The organism is Magnetospirillum sp. WYHS-4 (assembly GCA_039908345.1).
Taxonomy (GTDB): Bacteria; Pseudomonadota; Alphaproteobacteria; order Rhodospirillales; family GLO-3; genus JAMOBD01.
In genome coordinates this window covers 41,043-58,771 of the sequence record JAMOBD010000011.1, presented here as the reverse complement: position 1 = coordinate 58,771, position 17,729 = coordinate 41,043, and the positions used below count along the sequence as shown (strand labels likewise).

General features: G+C 66.9%; 17 protein-coding genes. 11 read left to right on the top strand and 6 right to left on the bottom strand.

Going from position 1 to position 17,729, the window contains the following annotated elements:
• Both H7841_05625 and H7841_05620 read left to right on the top strand, forming a co-directional pair.
• Window positions 1-583: PD-(D/E)XK nuclease family protein (locus tag H7841_05625; protein ID MEO5336356.1), on the top strand; the 583-nt coding region annotated here is incomplete at its 5' end.
• Between the two features lie 107 nt (window positions 584-690).
• A complete protein-coding gene (locus tag H7841_05620; GenBank protein ID MEO5336355.1) occupies window positions 691-1,254 on the top strand; it encodes a NapC/NirT family cytochrome c in 564 nt (187 codons plus the stop codon).
• Between the two features lie 61 nt (window positions 1,255-1,315).
• Here the strand turns inward: H7841_05620 and malQ are convergent, their stop codons facing one another.
• From malQ to ddpX, 5 genes are all read right to left on the bottom strand, one after another.
• Window positions 1,316-3,478, bottom strand: a complete 2,163-nt coding sequence (gene malQ / locus H7841_05615) for a 4-alpha-glucanotransferase (GenBank protein MEO5336354.1) — start codon at window positions 3,476-3,478, stop codon at window positions 1,316-1,318.
• A gap of 26 nt (window positions 3,479-3,504) precedes the next feature.
• Window positions 3,505-5,709, bottom strand: coding sequence for a glycogen debranching protein GlgX (gene glgX / locus H7841_05610; protein MEO5336353.1), 2,205 nt, complete (start codon window positions 5,707-5,709; stop codon window positions 3,505-3,507).
• A gap of 5 nt (window positions 5,710-5,714) precedes the next feature.
• Window positions 5,715-7,943 carry a 1,4-alpha-glucan branching protein GlgB gene (glgB, locus tag H7841_05605; protein ID MEO5336352.1) on the bottom strand — a complete coding sequence of 743 codons (2,229 nt, stop codon included), beginning with the start codon at window positions 7,941-7,943 and terminating at the stop codon, window positions 5,715-5,717.
• Window positions 7,944-8,044: 101 nt separating this feature from the next.
• Window positions 8,045-9,268, bottom strand: a complete 1,224-nt coding sequence (locus H7841_05600) for an anion transporter (protein MEO5336351.1) — start codon at window positions 9,266-9,268, stop codon at window positions 8,045-8,047.
• Window positions 9,265-9,825, bottom strand: a complete 561-nt coding sequence (ddpX, locus tag H7841_05595; protein MEO5336350.1) for a D-alanyl-D-alanine dipeptidase — start codon at window positions 9,823-9,825, stop codon at window positions 9,265-9,267. The genes H7841_05600 and ddpX overlap by 4 nt, the downstream gene beginning before the upstream one ends.
• Window positions 9,826-9,866: 41 nt before the next feature.
• Here ddpX and tsaB point away from each other — a divergent pair, with 41 nt between their 5' ends.
• Together tsaB and H7841_05585 are read left to right on the top strand one after the other, a co-directional pair.
• A complete protein-coding gene (gene tsaB / locus H7841_05590) occupies window positions 9,867-10,523 on the top strand; it encodes a tRNA (adenosine(37)-N6)-threonylcarbamoyltransferase complex dimerization subunit type 1 TsaB (GenBank protein ID MEO5336349.1) in 657 nt (218 codons plus the stop codon).
• Window positions 10,520-10,954 (top strand): GNAT family N-acetyltransferase, encoded by a 435-nt coding sequence (locus tag H7841_05585; protein MEO5336348.1) that lies wholly within the window; start codon window positions 10,520-10,522, stop codon window positions 10,952-10,954. Before tsaB ends, H7841_05585 begins: the two co-directional genes overlap by 4 nt.
• Here the strand turns inward: H7841_05585 and H7841_05580 are convergent.
• Window positions 10,938-11,216: a sulfurtransferase TusA family protein gene (locus H7841_05580; GenBank protein ID MEO5336347.1), complete on the bottom strand. Its 279-nt coding sequence runs from the start codon at window positions 11,214-11,216 to the stop codon at window positions 10,938-10,940. The genes H7841_05585 and H7841_05580 overlap by 17 nt on opposite strands.
• A gap of 68 nt (window positions 11,217-11,284) precedes the next feature.
• Between H7841_05580 and H7841_05575 the strand changes: the two genes are divergently transcribed.
• From H7841_05575 to lnt, 7 genes are all read left to right on the top strand, one after another.
• Window positions 11,285-11,680 (top strand): MucR family transcriptional regulator, encoded by a 396-nt coding sequence (locus H7841_05575; protein MEO5336346.1) that lies wholly within the window; start codon window positions 11,285-11,287, stop codon window positions 11,678-11,680.
• A gap of 106 nt (window positions 11,681-11,786) precedes the next feature.
• Window positions 11,787-12,209 carry a transcriptional repressor gene (locus H7841_05570; protein ID MEO5336345.1) on the top strand — a complete coding sequence of 141 codons (423 nt, stop codon included), beginning with the start codon at window positions 11,787-11,789 and terminating at the stop codon, window positions 12,207-12,209.
• A gap of 4 nt (window positions 12,210-12,213) precedes the next feature.
• On the top strand, window positions 12,214-13,563 hold the full coding sequence (miaB, locus tag H7841_05565) for a tRNA (N6-isopentenyl adenosine(37)-C2)-methylthiotransferase MiaB (protein ID MEO5336344.1): 1,350 nt from the start codon (window positions 12,214-12,216) through the stop codon (window positions 13,561-13,563).
• Complete coding sequence (locus H7841_05560; GenBank protein MEO5336343.1) at window positions 13,554-14,555, top strand: PhoH family protein; 1,002 nt, start codon at window positions 13,554-13,556, stop codon at window positions 14,553-14,555. The genes miaB and H7841_05560 overlap by 10 nt, the downstream gene beginning before the upstream one ends.
• Window positions 14,548-15,051: an rRNA maturation RNase YbeY gene (gene ybeY, locus H7841_05555; GenBank protein MEO5336342.1), complete on the top strand. Its 504-nt coding sequence runs from the start codon at window positions 14,548-14,550 to the stop codon at window positions 15,049-15,051. The genes H7841_05560 and ybeY overlap by 8 nt, the downstream gene beginning before the upstream one ends.
• A complete protein-coding gene (locus H7841_05550; protein MEO5336341.1) occupies window positions 15,048-15,959 on the top strand; it encodes a hemolysin family protein in 912 nt (303 codons plus the stop codon). Before ybeY ends, H7841_05550 begins: the two co-directional genes overlap by 4 nt.
• A 6-nt stretch (window positions 15,960-15,965) precedes the next feature.
• Window positions 15,966-17,525: an apolipoprotein N-acyltransferase gene (gene lnt, locus H7841_05545; protein MEO5336340.1), complete on the top strand. Its 1,560-nt coding sequence runs from the start codon at window positions 15,966-15,968 to the stop codon at window positions 17,523-17,525.
• The last annotated feature ends 204 nt before the right edge of the window (window positions 17,526-17,729 follow it).

Below are 17,729 nucleotides of genomic sequence, written 5' to 3'. Positions count from 1 at the left end.
ACCGACGCCGCCCCGGCCTCTCGCGCCCTCGCGGCCGGACGAGGAGGAACCCCCCGTGCGCCCGCCCCTGGAAGGGGACGACGATGCCCGCTTCCGGCGTGGCCGGCTGGTACATCGCCTGCTCCAGACCCTGCCCGATCTGGCGCCCGCAAGGCGCGCCGGGGCCGCCCGCGCCTATCTGGCCCGCCCCGTCCACCGCCTGCCCGAAGGGGAACAGGCGGCCCTGGCCGCCGAAGTGCTGGCGGTGCTCGACCATCCGGATGCCGCCCCCTTGTTCGGACCGGGCAGCCGGGCCGAGGTGCCGCTGGTCGGACTGGTGGGCGGGCGCGCCATCTCGGCTCAGGTGGACCGGCTGGCGATCCGCGATTCGGAGGTGCTGGTGGTCGACTACAAGACCAACCGGCCGCCGCCGGAGCGCCCCGAGGAGGTGGCCCGCCTCTATCTGGGGCAGATGGCGGCCTACCGCGCGCTGCTCTCGCGGGTCTATCCGGGCCGGAATCTGCGCTGTTTCCTGCTCTGGACCGACGGGCCGCGGCTGATGGAACTGCCCCCCGCCCTGCTCGATCCGCCGCCGTTCCGGTAAAGGGGTGTTCCGGCGGACTTGCCGCCGCCGGCCGCTTCGCATACTGTAACGCCGCCTTCGGAAGGAATCGGCTTCGGAAACCTGAACCGGGAGAGGGGGTTTTCATCGTGATATCGCGTCTGTGGAACTGGTTTTGGTCGCCCAGCAGCAAGGCTTGGGGCGGCATCTTCGCGGTCGGCGGCATCGCCGGCATCATTTTCTGGGGTGGCTTCAACACCTTCATGGAATATACGAACACGCTGGGCTTTTGCGTCTCGTGCCACGAGATGGATCAGCTGGTGTACCAGGAGTACAAGAAGACCGTCCATTACAAGAACCGCACGGGCGTGCGGGTGACCTGCGCGGACTGCCACGTACCCAAGGAATGGGTGCCCAAGCTGGCTCGCAAGATACAGGCCTCCAACGAGGTCTATCACAAGATCCTGGGTTCGGTGAACACCAAGGAGAAGTTCGAGGCCAAGCGCCTGCAGCTGGCCAAGAACGTCTGGAATTCCATGAAGGCCAGCGACTCGCACGAGTGCCGCAACTGCCACTCTTTCGAGGCCATGGACCTGGAAAAGCAGGAAAAGAAGGCGGCCAGCCGCCATTCCAAGGGCGTCGAGGCGGGCAAGACCTGTATCGACTGCCACAAGGGCATCGCCCACAGCCTGCCGGCGGGCATGGAAGAATAGGCGGCGTTCTCTATCGGGCGATAACAGGGGCCGGTCCCTCGCGGGGCCGGCCCTTGTCGCTTCAGGAAGGCTCGCCGCGTTCCCGCACCACCTCGCGGATAACGGACCGGACGTAGGGGGCGGCGGCGAATTCGCGGACCGTGGCCTTCAGCCGGCGGCGCCAATTGGGGTATTCCGCGATGGTGCCGGGCAGGTTGAGTTGGTCGGCTTCGATCAGCAGGTCGTCCAGGTTCAGCATCAGAAGCCGGGCCGGACTGCGGGCGAGGAATCTTTCCACCGCCACCGTAAGAGCGCGCAGCCGGTCCTCGTCCAGGTCGGGTGAGAGCGACAGGCCATCCGGTTGGAGCCCCTGGTCGCGTAGCGCCGCCAGCAGCACTTCCCGCTCCGTTTCCCGGGCCCGGAAGTCGGCGGCGAGCGTCTCCTCGCTTTTGAACAGCCGTAGCCGGCGCCGCAACTCCAGGTCGGCGCCCCGCCAATGCCCGGCCACGGTTGGCAGATCGTGAGTGGTGGCGGTGGCGAGCGCCAGGGCGGGATAGGTCTCGGGCCGCTTGAACAAGCCGCTCTCCCACCGTTCGAAATAGAATAGCCGGTAGGACAATACGCCCTCATGTTCCATGCGGGCGCGAAAGCCGTCGGGCACCGTTCCCAGATCCTCGCCCACGACCAGGCAACGGTTGCGCTGGCTTTCCAGGGCCAGGACACCCAGCAGATCGTCGAAGGGATACTTGACGTAGGCTCCCTTGCTGGCCTTGTCGCCGGGCCGGATCCAGTAAAGATGCAGAAGGCTCATGGCGTGGTCGATACGTAAGGCCCCGGCATGGCGCATGTTGGCGCGCAGCATGCGGGCGAAGGATTCGTAGCCGGTCTCCTTCATCGCCACCGGATGCGGGGGTGGCATGCCCCAATCCTGCCCCAGGGGGTTGAAGGCGTCGGGCGGCGCTCCGAAGCGATAGTCGCGGGCGGTCAGTCCGGGTTCCATCCAGGCGTCGGCGCCGTTGGGATCGGCCCCCACCGCCAAGTCGCGGTAGAGCCCTACCGTCATGCCGTTGTCGGCCGCCGCCGCCAACTGGGTTTCGGCCAGCCATTGCAGCCAAGCATGGAAATCGAGGCGGGCTTCCTGTTCGCGGGCGAAGTTCCGCGACTCGTGCGAGTCGGGCCGACGATAGCATTCCGGCCATTGGCTCCAGGGTTGGCCGCGAAACCGCTCGCGCAGACCTTGATAAAGCACGAATCGGTTCAGAATCTCTCCGCCCGTCTTGCGGAAGGCCGTGTATTCCTTGCGTTCCTGTACCGACCGGCTGGAGAAGCAGGCATGCAGGTTTTCCAGCATCTCCAGCTTCAGCGCCGCCACCGCGGTGTAGTCCACGTGATCCTTGGCGCGGGCCTCGGCGACCCGGCGCATGAACTCGTCCTGGGACGCCCGGCCCATGGCGTTGGAGCAGTCGCGAAATCCCGGGATGGCCGTCACGTCGATATATAGGGGGTTGAGGAACAGTCGGCTGCAGGGCGAGTAGGGGCTGGCATGCTCGGGCCAATCGAGGAAAAGCTTGTGCAGCGGATTGATCCCCACCGCCGCCGCGCCCAGGCTCGCGCCGGCTTGGCAGAGCTGTCGCAGGGCAGAGAAATCCCCAACACCCCAGTCGTCGCCGCGGCGCAAGGAATAGAGATGGCAGGCCAAACCCCAGTGGCGCACGCCGCGATCCATCCAGTCGGGCACGTAGCATCGCCCGGGTGCCACGATCAGCCGCCCGGTCGACCGGTGCCTACCATCGTCGACGGCTAGTTCATGATAGCCGTGCGGAAGATCGCCCGGCAGCACCAGTCGGCGGCGTTCCATCCAGGTGCCATTGATCCGGCGCGCGTCTTCGAGCGCCAATTGATGGGGGACGAACTCGCCTAAGCGGACCGATCCGTCTTCCAGCGCCAGTTCCCAGCGCAGGGTCCGGTCGCGGTCGGCCGACGGCAGGGAAAGCGCCACCGATGGTGCCGTCGGCCGACGCGCCACCGTCGTGGCCTCCAGCCAGTTACGCCAGGGGCGTTCCTCGAGGGCTGTCAGGGTCGCGGCGCGGGCGGCCTCGTCGCCGACCGCGTAGCCCATGGCCTCCAGGATGGCCTGCTTGGCTTCCGCCGTGGTCTCGTGGAAGCCGCCGTAAATGTCGTGGTAGGAGGGCCTGATGCCCACCAGGTCAGCCAGCCGGTCGAGGAGATTGGTGTTGTCGGTCATGGCCCGGAATCCCCGCCTCTCTCTCGCTACGCCTTGTCGGCGTCGAACGGAAACGTCTTTTGCGGCATTCCGCCGGCTCCGTCGCCCTCGCCATCCTTGCAATGGATCAAGAGCGCCAAAGCCCTTCCTTGCAAGGGATATACCTCGCGGGGGCGGTAGTCCAGGCCACCGTTCTCGACGCTGTCCGAAGCCAGATCCAGGGCGGTGTCCACCAGGACCTTCCAGCGTTCGCCCAGCGAGGCGTCGGGCAGGCGGAAGGGCACCGGCTCGAAGTGGCCGTTGAGCAGGACGATGAACCGGTCATCGACCTCCCGCTCGCCGGCCCGGTTGAAATATTCGCCCGTATCGCCGCCCATGTGGAAGCCGAAGCAGCGGGCGAACGGCAGGTGCCACTCGCCGCTCTGGATTTCCCGTCCGTCCGGGGACAGCCACGTGATGTCCTTGACCGCGGAATTGGCGATGTGGCGCCCGTGGAAGAAGCGTGGCCGGCGGAAAACCGGATGGTCGCGACGGATGCGCGATAGAATGCGGACGAACTCGAGAAACTCCTTGTCCTCCTCGCGCAGATTGGCCCACTTCACCCAACTGACCTCGTTGTCCTGGCAATAGGCGTTGTTGTTGCCGTGCTGGGACCGCCCCATCTCATCGCCCGCCGTCAGCATCGGCACGCCTTCGGAAAGCAGGAGGGTGGCGATGAAATTGCGTTTCTGGCGCTGGCGCAGGGCGCGGATGCCATGGTCGGCGGCCGATCCTTCGATGCCGCAGTTCCAGCTCAGATTATGGTTGGTGCCGTCGCGGTTGTCTTCCAGGTTGGCTTCGTTGTGCTTGCGCTCGTAGCTGACCAGATCTTCCAGGGTGAAGCCGTCATGGGCGGTGATGAAGTTGATGCTGGCGCGCGGCCGCCGGCCGCCGTGTTCGAAGCGGTTGGAGGTTCCGGTCAGGGAAAAGGCCATGTCGCCGATCAGGCCCCCCTGGCCTTTCCAGAAACGTCGCACGGTGTCCCGGTACTGGTCGTTCCATTCCGACCAGCCGGGCGGAAAGCGACCCAACTGGTAGCCGTCGGGTCCCAGATCCCAGGGTTCCGCGATCAACTTGACCCGAGACAGCACCGGGTCCTGTCGGGCCGCCGCCAGGAACGGGCTGGCCGGGTCGAAGTGCCCGTTGGGGCGGCAGAGCGCGGGGGTGAGGTCGAAGCGGAAGCCGTCGACATGCATCTCCTCCACCCAGTAGCGCAACGAATCCATCACCATCTGGAGAACACGGGGATGGCCCAGGTTCAGGGTGTTGCCGCAACCGGTATCGTCCATGTAGAAGCGCGGCTGGTCCGGATGAAGTCGGTAGTAGCTGGCATTGTCGATGCCGCGGAAGCTGAGGGTCGGCCCCATGTGGTCGCCCTCGCCCGTGTGGTTGTAGACCACGTCGAGAAGGACCTGGATGCCGGCGTCGTGGAAGTGCCGGACCATCTGCTTGAATTCGTTGATCTCGCCGGTCGCCAGGAACAAGGGATTGGGGGCGAAGAAGTTGAACGGATTGTATCCCCAGTAGTTGCGCAGGCCGCGTTCCACCAGATGGGTTTCGTCGACCACCGGATGGACGGGCAACAACTCGACCGAGGTGACTCCCAGGCTCTTCAAGTGGTCGAGCACCGGCTTGGTGGCCAAACCGGCGCAGGTGCCGCGCAGATTGTGCTCGACGCCGGGATGAAGGCGCGTCATTCCCTTGACGTGCAGCTCGTAGATCAGGGTCTGCTGCCAGGGTACGTCGGGCGGCTGGTCGCCGCGCCAGTTGTAGGACGATTCGATGACCACGCTCTTGGGCACGTAGCGGGCGTTGTCGGCCCGGCTCATGGACAGGTCGGCGCGTTGCCCGTCGGGACGGTAGCCGAAGTTGGCGCGGCTCCATTCCAAGGCTCCGGCCAGCTTCTTGGCATAGGGGTCGATCAGCAGCTTGTAGGGATTGAAACGGTGGCCGCGTTCCGGGTCGTAGGGGCCGTGCACCCGATAGCCGTAACGCAATCCCGGACCGACGCCCGGCAGGTAGCCGTGCCAGACTTGGTCGGTGTACTCGGGTAGCGGAATGCGGTCCAGTTCGCGCCGGCCCTTTTCGTCGAACAGGCAAAGCTCGACCCGCTCGGCGTTGGCGGAAAACAGCGCGAAGTTCACGCCCTTGCCGTCCCAGGCGGCGCCCAGCGGGTAGGGTTTTCCGGGCCAGACGATGCGCGCGTGCCGCATGCCGGTCAGGCTCCGCGCGCCGGCTTCAGGACCAGGGCCGCCAGGGGCGGCAGGGTCAGGTCCAGCGACTGGGTATGCCCGTGCATCCCGACCGGACCGGCCGCCAGACGGCCTCCGTTGCCGACGTTGCTGCCGCCGTAGAGCCCGGCATCCGAATTGAATATCTCCAGATAGTCGCCGCCTTCCGGCACGCCGATCCGGTAGCCTTGGCGCACTACCGGAGTGAAGTTGCAGACCACGACCACGAAGTCGTTCGAATCCTGGGCCCGCCGGATGAAGGCCACCACGCTGCTGGCATGGTCGGTGCAATCGATCCATTGAAAGCCGGCGCCATCGAAGTCCAGTTCGTGCAGGGCGGGCTGGGACCGGTACAGCCGGTTCAGGTCGCGCAGGCAACACCGGATGCCCTCGTGGAACGGGTCATCCAGCAGGTGCCAGTCCAGGCTGTGGTTGTGGTCCCACTCCTTTTCCTGGCCGAACTCGCCGCCCATGAACAGCAGCTTCTTGCCCGGATGGACGAACATGAAGGAGAAATAGGCCCGGAGGTTGGCGCAGCGCTGCCAGCGGTCGCCCGGCATGCGGCCGATCAGCGAGCCCTTTCCGTGGACCACCTCGTCGTGGGACAGGGGCAGCACGAAGTTTTCGTGAAAGGCGTAGAGCAGCCCGAAGGTCAGGTCGTCGTGATGATAGGTGCGGTGGATGGGCTCCTTGGAGACGTAGCGGAGCGTGTCGTGCATCCAGCCCATGTTCCACTTGTAGCCAAAACCCAAGCCGCCGATATAGGTGGGCCGGGAGACCATCGGCCAGGCGGTGGATTCCTCGGCCACCGTGAAGGCGCCTGGATGACGGCTGTACACAAGCTCGTTCAGCCGCTTCAGGAAGGCGATGGCTTCCAGGTTCTCGTTGCCGCCGTGGCGGTTGGGAACCCACTGGCCATGCTCGCGGCTGTAGTCGAGGTAAAGCATGGAGGCCACCGCATCCACGCGCAGGCCGTCGATATGGTAGCGGTCCAACCAGAACAGCGCATTGCTGAGCAGGTAGTTGGCGACCTCGCCACGGCCGAAGTTGTAGATCAGGGTACCCCAGTCCATGTGGCGGCCCTGGCGAGGGTCGGCATGCTCGTAGAGATGGGTGCCGTCGAACCGGCCCAGGCCGTGCTCGTCCTCGGGGAAGTGGCCGGGCACCCAGTCCAGGATGACGCCCACGCCGGCCTGGTGGCAGGCGTCGACGAAGTGGCGGAAGTCGGCCGGCGAGCCGAACCGGCTGGTCGGGGCGAACAGGCCGATGGGCTGGTAGCCCCAGGACCCGTCGAAGGGAAACTCGCTGACCGGCAGCAGTTCGATATGGGTAAAGCCCATGTCGCGCACGTAGGGCACCAGTTCGTCGGCCAGTTCGCGGTAGCTGAGGAAGCGGTTGCCCTCCTCGGGGCGGCGGCGCCAGGAGCCCAGGTGCACCTCGTAGATGGACATGGGACGGCGCGTGCCGTGGCTGCCTTCCCGTCCCGCCATCCAGGCCTGATCGTTCCAGGAATAGCCGTTCGGCTCTTCGACGATGCAGGCCGACCGGGGCGGCTGCTCGCAGCGGAATCCATAGGGATCGGTCTTGAGGGGCAGCAGGTTGCCCTCGGGGCCCTTGAGTTCGAACTTGTAGAATGCGCCGGCCCTGGCGCCGGGAATGAAGATCTCCCAGACGCCGCAACTCGGGTGCTTGCGCATGGGATGGCGCCGGCCGTCCCAGCCGTTGAAGTCGCCGACCACGCTCACCCGCCGGGCGTTGGGAGCCCAGACCGCGAAGTTCACCCCGCCCACGCCTTCCAGTGTCATGGGGTGGGCGCCCAGGCGCTTCCAGCTTTCCAGGTGGGTCCCCTCGGCCAGCAGGTAGAGGTCCAGTTCGCCCAGGAAGGGCGCGAAGCGGTATGGATCGTCGAATTCGACCGCCCTGTCGCCCCAGGTAGCCCGCAAGCGGTAGGGGAAGCGGTCCTTGCGATAGGGAATGGTCAGCAGAAAGCCGCCGTCCGGATGCAGGCGCTGCATGGCGCCGATGGCTTGGCCGCTGCCTACCTCAACCACCACCAGGGCTTCGGCGCCGGGAATGAAGGCGCGCACGACCAAGCTGTCGCCGGGCGCTTCGTGCATGCCCAGGAAACCGAAGGGATCGCCGTGCTCGGCCGCCGCCAGGGCCGCGAATCCGGCCTCGTCCGGGGATGGCTTCTTTTTCCTGGAAGCGGCGTTCATCGAAACCCTTCCCGCCAGGGTCGAACCCGGCTGCCCTGATAGTCACTGGCCGCATTGTAGGAAAGCCGAGCCGTGGCCGCATTGAAAAAATTCAAGATTCGTCAAAAGAATGGCATCCAGCCGCCAAGACCCAGCCAAAGAGCGGCCAACGCCAGGGAGGCCAGCGTCATCGGCACCCCCGCACGGGCGAAGTCGGCGAAGCTCAGTGCGACACCAGACGCCTGGGCCCGTTCGGCGACGATCAGATTGGCCAGGCTGCCGACCAGCAGGAGATTGCCGGCCAGGGTCGACAACAGGGCGAGGCCGTAAAGCGTCCCCTCCGGCGCGTCCGGCCAGACGGCAAGGATGAGAATCACCGCCGGTACGTTGCCGATGCCGTTGCTCAGGACCAGCGCCAGGGGCGCCATGACGGCCAAGCTGCCTGGCAATAGGCCGTGGGCGCGCAGCCAATCCATGCCTTGCTGGGCGAGGCCGGTGTCCGCGAACGCGGCGGTCACGGTGAACAGGCAGGCGAAGAGCAGAAGCAGGTGCCAATCCACGGCCCCGATCATGTCGCGGCTGGCCATGCGGCGGCTGGCGAGCAGCAGGGCGGCCAGCGCCAACGCTCCCACTTCGCGGGGCAGGGGGGTGGTGAAGAGGGCGATCAGCAGCAAGGTGGCGATCACCCCCTTGGCGGTCTGCCAGCGGTTCAGGGGTATCGGCCCGGCCGGGTCGGGCTGGATGGCCGGGGCCGCCAGCGCCTCGCGCCAGGCCAGGCGCACGGCAACGAACACCAGCCCCATGGCGAGCAGGGCCGGAACGCCGCAGACGGCCAGGAATTTCCAGAAATCCAGGCCTCCCACCTGGCCGATCAGGATGTTCTGGGGATTGCCGATGACGGTCGCCGCCGAGCCGGCGTTGCTGCCCCCCGCCAACCCGACCAGGAAAGGCCGCGGATCGAGGCCGCGCGCCGCCAGGCCGCGGCAGAGCAGGGGCGTCATGGCGAAGACGACGATATCGTTGGCCAGCAGGGCCGACAGGCCGCCGGCGATGGCGACGGTGAGGCCCAGCAGGGCCGTAGGGCTGGCACGCGCCAGGGTGATGCGGCGCGCGCAAAGGTCATAGAACCCGGACCCGGCGAACTGGGACGACAGGATCATCAGGGCGAAAAGCAGAACCAGGGTCGGACCGTCCACCGCCCGGCCGATGCCCGCCACGTCGACCTCTCCCGCCGCCATCAGCAGGGCGACGCCGAACAAGGCGATTCCCGTGCGGTCGATCTTCAGCCCCGGCACCCGGCCCAGGGCCATTCCCAGGTAGACGAGGAGGAAGACCGCCGGGATCATGGCCGCGGCATCATGGGTTCGGGCAGGACGCTGTCGGACAGAACCGGGAAACGCCGGCTATCGAACATCTGGTAATGCCACCATTCCTTCCGGTAGAAATCCCAGCCCGCCGTCGTCATCAGGCCCATCAGCAGAAGGCGGTTGCGCTGGGCCTCCATGGGGATGTCCCCGTTGCCATGGTGGGACAGCGAGGAAAAGAGATCGAAGGGCGTGCCCATGGGCAGGTCGCGTCCTTCGGCGTCCACCAGGGTCAGGTCGACGGCGGCGCCCCGCGAATGGGGCGAACCCCGGCGCGGGTCGGCGAGGAAGTCGGGGTCGGGACAGTGGTTCCACAGTACCCACTGCGCCTCGGCCGGCCGGAAGGCATCGAAGATCCGGATGCGCAGCCCCTGCACGGCGGCCAGACGGACGGCTTCGCCGAGCAGAGGCACGGCGGCCGGGTTCAGGTAGCAGGCGGCGCGCCCGTAGACCGCCCGGCCGGTAAAATTGTCCGGCCTGGCATAGGCGATGTCCAACAGGACGCCGTGGCTCGCGGGAGTGATTTCGACAAGCGGCATGAAGGGCAGTATAAGGATGGGCCGCCGAAATGGAATCTCTCATGACGACCGTACTTGCCTTCGACACCGCCACCACAGCCTGTTCCGCCGCCCTCTGGCGCGATGGCCGGATTCTGTCGCGGCGCTTCGAATCCATGCCGCGCGGCCAGTCCGAAGCCCTGGTGCCCATGATCCTGGCCGTTCTGGCGGAAGCCGGGATCGACTGGCCCGACATCGACCTGCTGGCGGTCACGGTAGGGCCCGGCGCCTTCACCGGCCTGCGCATCGGCCTGGCGACGGCGCGCGGTATGGCGCTGGCTGCGAATCGGCCTTGCCTCGGAATCGGTACCCTGGAGGCGGTGGCCGCCGCCGCCGGACTTGGAGCCTCGCCCCTGCTGGTGGCGCTGGAGACCAAACGCGCCGATCTCTACGTCCAGGTCTTCGCCGCCGACGGCTCGCCCCTGTCCGAGCCCATGGCCGTGCCGCCCGAGAACCTGCCGGCCCATCTTCCTCCGGGCCCCTTGCGGGTGGCGGGAGACGCGGCGGAACGCGTCCGGTCCTTGTACCCTGAAGCCGTATTCCTCGCGGTTCCCGGCGAACCCGACGCGGCCATCGTCGCCGCGCTGGCGGCGGCCCGCTGGCGGCCGGGCGCGACCGCTCCGCCTCCCGCTCCGCTCTATTTGCGGCCGCCCGACGTCTCTATGCCGCCCGCCCCATGAACGTCCAACCAGCCGGCTTGGCCCATGCCGCTCTGCTGGCGGCGCTGCACGCCCCCTGTTTCTCCGACGGCTGGCCGGAGTCGGCCTTTCGCGACTTGCTGGCCATGCCCGGCGCCTTCGCCCTTCTGGCTGCCGACGGAGGCTTCATCCTCTGCCGCCAAGCGGCTGACGAGGCGGAAATCATCACCTTGGCCGTCCTGCCGGAACGAAGACGGGCAGGCCTCGGCCGGACCCTGGTGGAGGCGGCCCGGGCGGAAGCGGCGAGGCGAGGCGCCGCGACGATGTTCCTGGAAGTCGCCGCCGACAATCCCGCCGCCCGTGTTCTCTACGAATCGCTGGGCTTTCGGGAGGCGGGCCGGCGCAAGGGCTACTACGCCCGTCCCGGCGGCCCGGCGGTCGATGCCCTGGTCCTGGTCACGTCTTGCGGATGACCAGGCGGTGCACGGTATCCGGCACCTCGGCACCGCCGTCGAGCGGGGCGAGGGACATCACCTCGTGGCCGTGGTCCTTCACCGAACGGGGCACGTTGAGCAAAGGTTCCTTGCCCTTCAGGTGTATCTCGGCGGTTTGGCCGGGAACCATCTTTTCCAGCAACAGCTTGGTGCGCACGAAAGTCAATGGACAGACCTCCCCGGTGATGTCCAGGAAGAAGTCTCTCGCACCATCGCCGGCCTTATTGTTGGTATCATCCATCGAACTTCTTGCCTTGCCCAAACTTTCTACTTATAAGGTCGGCACCCTCCATCCCAGGGATAGAAGAAATGACCGACAAGATCGAACTCCTCGAATTGACCACCGAGATTGTTTCCGCCCACCTGAGCAACAACAACGTCCAGCCGGCCGACGTGCCGCAGCTCATCCAGTCCGTATATAGGACGTTGACCGAGGTCGGCACAACGGCCGCCGAACCGGAACGGCCGAAGCCCGCCGTGCCGGTCAAGCGCTCCATCTTTCCCGACTACCTGATCTGCCTGGAAGACGGCAAGAAGCTGAAGATGCTGAAGCGGCATCTGATGACTGCCTACAACATGACGCCCGAGGAGTACCGGGAACGTTGGGGCCTGGGGTCCGACTACCCGATGGTGGCGCCCAACTACGCGGAACGCCGCAGCGAACTGGCCAAGAAGATCGGCCTCGGCACCAAAGGCCGGCGCTAGGGCCGGCCGCCAAGGCGCCGTCCGACGACGGCGGCGCCTTTTCTTGCCGGGACCGATGGGCTATCATCCTCCGGCGAATCGTTGCCCGCATGGGCATGGAGGGGGTATGGCGGCGCCGTCGCGAATCGAGAAGCTTTGCCTCGACAAGGGTATGAAGATGACCGGCCAGCGCCGGGTCATCGCCGCCGTGCTGTCCGAGGCCCACGACCATCCGGATGTGGAAGAGGTCTACCGCCGTTCGGTCAAGCGCGATCCCAAGATCAGCATCGCCACCGTCTATCGCACGGTGCGGCTGCTCGAGGAAGCCGCCATCCTGTCTCGCCACGACTTCGGCGACGGCCGCTCGCGCTACGAGGAGGCCTCCGAGGAACATCACGACCACCTGATCGATATCCAGTCGGGCAAGGTGATCGAATTCACCAGCACCGAGATCGAGTCCCTGCAGGAGAAGATCGCACGCGAATACGGGTTCCGGCTGATCGGTCACCGCCTGGAACTTTACGGTGTGCCTCTCGATTCCAAGAAGTGATCCCTTGGCGAAGACGCTTTACATCAAGACGTACGGCTGCCAGATGAACGTCTACGACTCCGCCCGTATGGCGGACGTCCTGGCTCCCCTGGGCTATGTGCCCGGCGATGGGCCGGAAGACGCCGACATGGTGATCCTCAACACCTGCCACATCCGCGAAAAGGCCGCCGAGAAGGTCTTTTCCGAATTGGGGCGGCTGCGTCACCTGAAGGAGGCCAAGGCCCGTGTCGGCAGGCGGATGATCCTGGCGGTAGGCGGCTGCGTCGCCCAGGCGGAAGGCGAGGAAATCCTGCGCCGCGCGCCCTTCGTCGATATGGTCTTCGGGCCGCAGAGCTACCAGAACCTGCCCGAGATGGTCGCCAAGGCGGCGCGTGCCGGCGGCGCCGTGCTGGACATCGACTTCCCGGCCGAGCCGAAGTTCGACCGCCTGCCCGAAGTCGTTGCCGGAACCGGTTCCCGGACGGCCTTCCTGGCGGTGCAGGAGGGCTGCGACAAGTTCTGCACCTTCTGCGTGGTGCCCTACACGCGGGGCGCCGAATACTCGCGCCCTGCCGCGGATCTTCTGGCGGAGGCCCGGCGCATGGCGGGCGGCGGCGTGCGCGAAATCACCCTGCTGGGCCAGAATGTCAATTGCTATCATGGCGAAGGGCGGGACGGCGCCAATTGGAGCCTGGGGCGCCTGATCCGCGAGATGGCCGGCATCCCCGGCCTGGACCGCATCCGCTACACCACCTCCTACCCGGCCGACATGGACGACGACCTGATCGCCGCCCATCGCGAGGTCCCCAACCTGATGCCCTTCCTGCACCTGCCGGTGCAGGCCGGATCGGACCGAGTGCTGGCCGCCATGAACCGGCGCCATTCGGCCGACGACTATCGCCGGCTGGTGGACCGCCTGCGCTCCGCCCGCTCCGACCTGGCCCTGTCTTCGGACTTCATCGTCGGCTTTCCCGGCGAAGCCGACGCCGATTTCCGCGCCACCCTGGCGCTGGTGCGGGACATCGGGTTCATCCAAGCCTATTCCTTCAAATACAGTCCCCGTCCCGGCACACCCGCCGCCAACCTGGCGGACCAAGTCCCGGAAGCGGAAAAAACCGCCCGCCTGGCGGAACTGCAAGGCCTGCTGGGCGCTCAGCAGATGGCCTTCAACCGGTCCTGCGAAGGCCGGGTGCTGCCGGTCCTGCTGGATCGCGTCGGGCGCCGCGCCGGTCAACTGCTCGGCCGCAGTCCCTACATGCAGCCGGTGCACGTGACCGCGCCGGCTTCCCTGCTGGGCAACATCATCGACCTGACCATCGCCGCCGGGCAACCCAACAGCTTGGCCGGCGCCTTTCCGGAAAGGGCTTGCGCTTGAAACGGGCCGCCGCCGCGCGCACCTCCAGCCTGTCCTTCGCCGACAACGGCCTGGCGCAGCAGCTTTACGGCGGCCACAACAGCCACCTGGCCCTGATCGAACAGCGCCTGGGCGTCAGTATCGCGTCCCGTGGCAACCGGCTCTCGGTGACCGGGCCCGCTTCCGCCGTCGATGATGCCATCCAGGTCCTGGAAGGACTCTATGCCCGCTTGCGCAAGGGTCTGGACCTTGACCGCGAGGAAGTGGAGGCGGCGGTCCGCATGGCCCAGGCCGCCGGCTACTCGGTGGCCGACGCCGACCTGACGGTGCATACCCGCAAGCGCAGCGTCTCGGCCCGCACGCCCAACCAAGCAGCTTACCTGAAGGCCATCGACGACTGCGACATGGTCTTCGGCTTGGGCCCGGCCGGCACCGGCAAGACCTACCTGGCGGTTGCCAAGGCGGTCGAATTCCTGATGAAGGGCGAGGTCGACCGCATCATTCTAACCCGCCCGGCGGTCGAGGCCGGGGAGCAGTTGGGCTTCCTGCCCGGCGATATGCGCGAGAAGGTCGATCCCTATCTCAGGCCTCTCTACGACGCCCTGCACGACATGATGCCCAACGGCCAGGTGGCCAAGCGCATGGAACTGGACGAGATCGAGGTGGCGCCGCTGGCCTTCATGCGCGGCCGTACCCTGGCGAACGCCTTCGTCATCCTGGACGAGGCGCAGAACACCACCGCCGTGCAGATGAAGATGTTCCTCACCCGCCTGGGCAACAACGCCCGCATGGTGGTGACCGGGGACCTGAGCCAGGTCGACCTGCCGCGCGGCATCCGCTCCGGTCTCCGCGACGCCCTGGACGTGCTGGAAGGAGTGGAAGGCCTGCGCTTTGTCGAATTCACCGATGCCGACGTGGTACGCCATCCGCTGGTAACCCGTATCGTCAGGGCTTACGATTCGGTCGAACGCCACCGCCGTTCCGCCGCCCGCTACGAATCTTCCGATGACTGACTTTTTCGACCTGGCCGTGATGATCGAAAACGAGGACTGGGAACGCCGCCTGCCCGATGCGGACGCCTTGGCCAGGCGCGCCGCCCTTGCCGCCTTCGCCGCCGTCCCCCATCCGGCCCGCCCCTGCGAGGCCGGGCTGCTGCTCACGGACGATACCGCCGTGCGTGCGCTGAATCGGGACTACCGGGGCCAGGACAAGCCGACCAACGTGCTGTCCTTCCCCGCCTGGGACGGCGAGGACCTGCCCGAGGGCGCCGCGGTGCCGCTGGGCGACGTGGCGATCGCGCTTGGCGTGCTTGCCGCCGAGGCCGAAGTCGAAGGCAAGCCGCTCGCCGACCATTTCAGTCATCTGGTGGTCCATGGTATCCTGCATCTCATGGGCCACGACCACGAGAGGGGAGAGAGGGAAGCCGCCGCCATGGAGGACCTGGAATGCCGGGTCCTGGCGGCCCTCGGCATTCCCGATCCCTACCGCGAGCCCGAAGGATTCGCATGAACGACCCATCCGACAGTACGGCGCCCCGCGAAGCCGGGGCTCCCCCGAAACCCTCCGGCGGGAAGTCGTTGGGCGGTTGGTTGAAGCGCCTAGTCAAGCCGCGCAACGGCGAAGCCTCGGCGCTCGAGGTCATCGAGGGGTTGATCGAGGCCCAGGAGGAAGGCGAGGCGGCTCTCAGCCCGGACGAACGTTCCCTGCTCGCCAACATCCTGGACCTGCGCAACCTGTCGGTCGAGGACGTGATGATTCCGCGCGCCGACATCGTAGCCGTGGAGGCCGGGGCCTCCTTGGCCGAATTGGTCGCCATCGTCACCCGCGAAGCGCATTCGCGCCTGCCCATCTATCGTGAGACCCTGGACGACGCCCTGGGCATGGTCCATATCCGCGACCTGTTGGCTTGGCGTGGTCGCGACGAGGAATTCGACCTCGATCAGGTCAAGCGCGACATCCTGTTCGTGCCGCCTTCCATGCGGGTGCTGGAATTGCTGCTGGAAATGCGGGTCAGCCGCATCCACATGGCGCTGGTGGTCGACGAATACGGCGGCATCGACGGCCTGGTGACCATCGAGGACTTGGTCGAGGAAATCGTCGGCGAGATCGAGGACGAGCACGACGAGGACGGCGAGGTGCAATGGACCCGCCGGCCGGATGGCACCGTCGACGCCGACGCCCGCGTCACCCTGGAAGCCATGGAGGACTTGGCCGGGCCCGTATTCTCCGAGGAGGAACGCCAGGACATCGACACCCTGGGCGGCTTGGTCTTCGCGGTCGCGGGACGGGTTCCCATCCGGGGCGAACTGGTCAGCCACCCTTCGGGTCTCGAATTCCAGGTGCTGGACGCCGACCCCCGCCGGGTCAAGCGCCTGCGCATCCGCCTGCCGGCGCCCCGGAACGAAGGGCAGGAATAAGGCGTCATGGAATCTCTGAGGGCGCGACTCCGGCAACTGCGCGGCTGGCCGCGGCGGGGAATGGCCTTGGCCCTGGGAGCCTTGGCGGCTTTGGCCCTGCCGCCCACCTATGTTCTGCCGGCCTTGCTTCCCTCTTTCGTCGGCCTGGTCTGGTTGGCCGAGGCGGCGGACCGGCCTCGCCAGGCGTTCTATATGGGCTGGTGGTGGGGCTGGGGCTTCTTCATCGCAGGGCTTTACTGGGTAGGCATCGCCTTCTTCAACGATTCCCGCGGCTACGAATGGCTGGCGCCCCTGGGCGTGCTGGGCCTCGCCGCCGTCCAGGCCTTGTTTCCGGCCGTCGCCGCCCTGGCATTGCGCCTGGTGCCGGGCACGGGGCCGGGCCGCATCCTGGTCTTCGCCGCCGCCTGGACGGCGATGGAATGGGTTCGCTCCTGGGCCTTCAGCGGCTTTCCCTGGAACCTGCTGGGGTCGGTCTGGGCCTTCGCCGACGCCTTTCTGCAGCCGGCGGCCTGGATCGGCACCTACGGCCTGGGGCTGGTGACGGTGTCGCTCGCCGCCATGCCGGCGGTAATGGCCGACAAGGGCTGGGGCGGCCATCGCGGCTGGCTGGCCGTCGCCGGCCCCCTGGCGGTTCTGGCGGGCCTCACGGTGGCCGGCGCCTTCCGCCTGGCGGAAGCCGGGACGGCGGTGGTTCCCGACGTCCGCCTGCGGCTCGTCCAGCCCAACATCCCGCAGAAGGAAAAATGGGCCCGCGAATTGCGCGGCCATCACGTCGCCCGCCAAGTGGAACTGAGCCGGAATCCGAGCGAGACCCAGCCGACCCACGTGATCTGGGGCGAGACCATGGTGCCCTTCTTCCTGACCAGCGAGCCCCGCGTCTTGAAGGCCGTGGGCTTGGCGGCGCCGGAAGGGGGGCTGGTGGTGGTGGGCGCCCCGCGCGGAGATGTCGGCCCGGACGGGCAGCGACAGGTCTTCAACAGCCTGCATGCCCTGGACCGCAAGGGCGAGGTGGTGGCGACCTACGACAAGGCCCATCTGGTGCCTTTCGGCGAATACGTGCCCCTGCGCGGGCTGTTGCCCATCGGCAAGCTGGCCCAGGGGACGGGCGGCGACTTCTCGGCCGGCCCCGGCATCGCCACCTTGCGCATTCCCGGCCTGCCGCCCGTCAGCCCCCTGATTTGCTACGAGGTGATCTTTCCCGGCGCCGTGGCCAGCCGGGAAGACCGGCCGCGCTGGCTGCTCAACCTGACCAACGACAGTTGGTACGGCCGGTCCTCGGGCCCCTATCAGCATTTCGTCGCCAGCCGCCTGCGCGCCGTCGAGGAAGGCCTGCCTCTGGTGCGGGTGGCCAACGGCGGCATCTCGGGAATCGTCGATGCCTACGGTCGGGTGCGGACGATTCTGGGGTTGGCGGAGACGGGAATCGTCGATGGTCCCCTGCCCGACGCGCCCGCCGACGTTCCGCCCTACGCCCGCTACGGGGATGCCATTCCCGCTTTGCTCGCATTGGCCTGGGGCGCTTTGGGGCTTCTGGTGGCTTGGCGGGGCCGGCGGCGGACATCTTGATGCGCGATTTGGCGACCGGACAACCTTGAATACGGCCGGAAGGCGAACCCATATTGACCGCAAGGAAGCAAGCCCCTATCGTGGGTTGAGCATGTGTTTTTCATGCGGCCCTCCGAAACCTCTAGCGTGAATCGTGGTGAACATGAAGAAACCTCAGACGACTGGCCGCAAACGGAAGCGGTCCCGCGCTCCCGGAATCCGGGA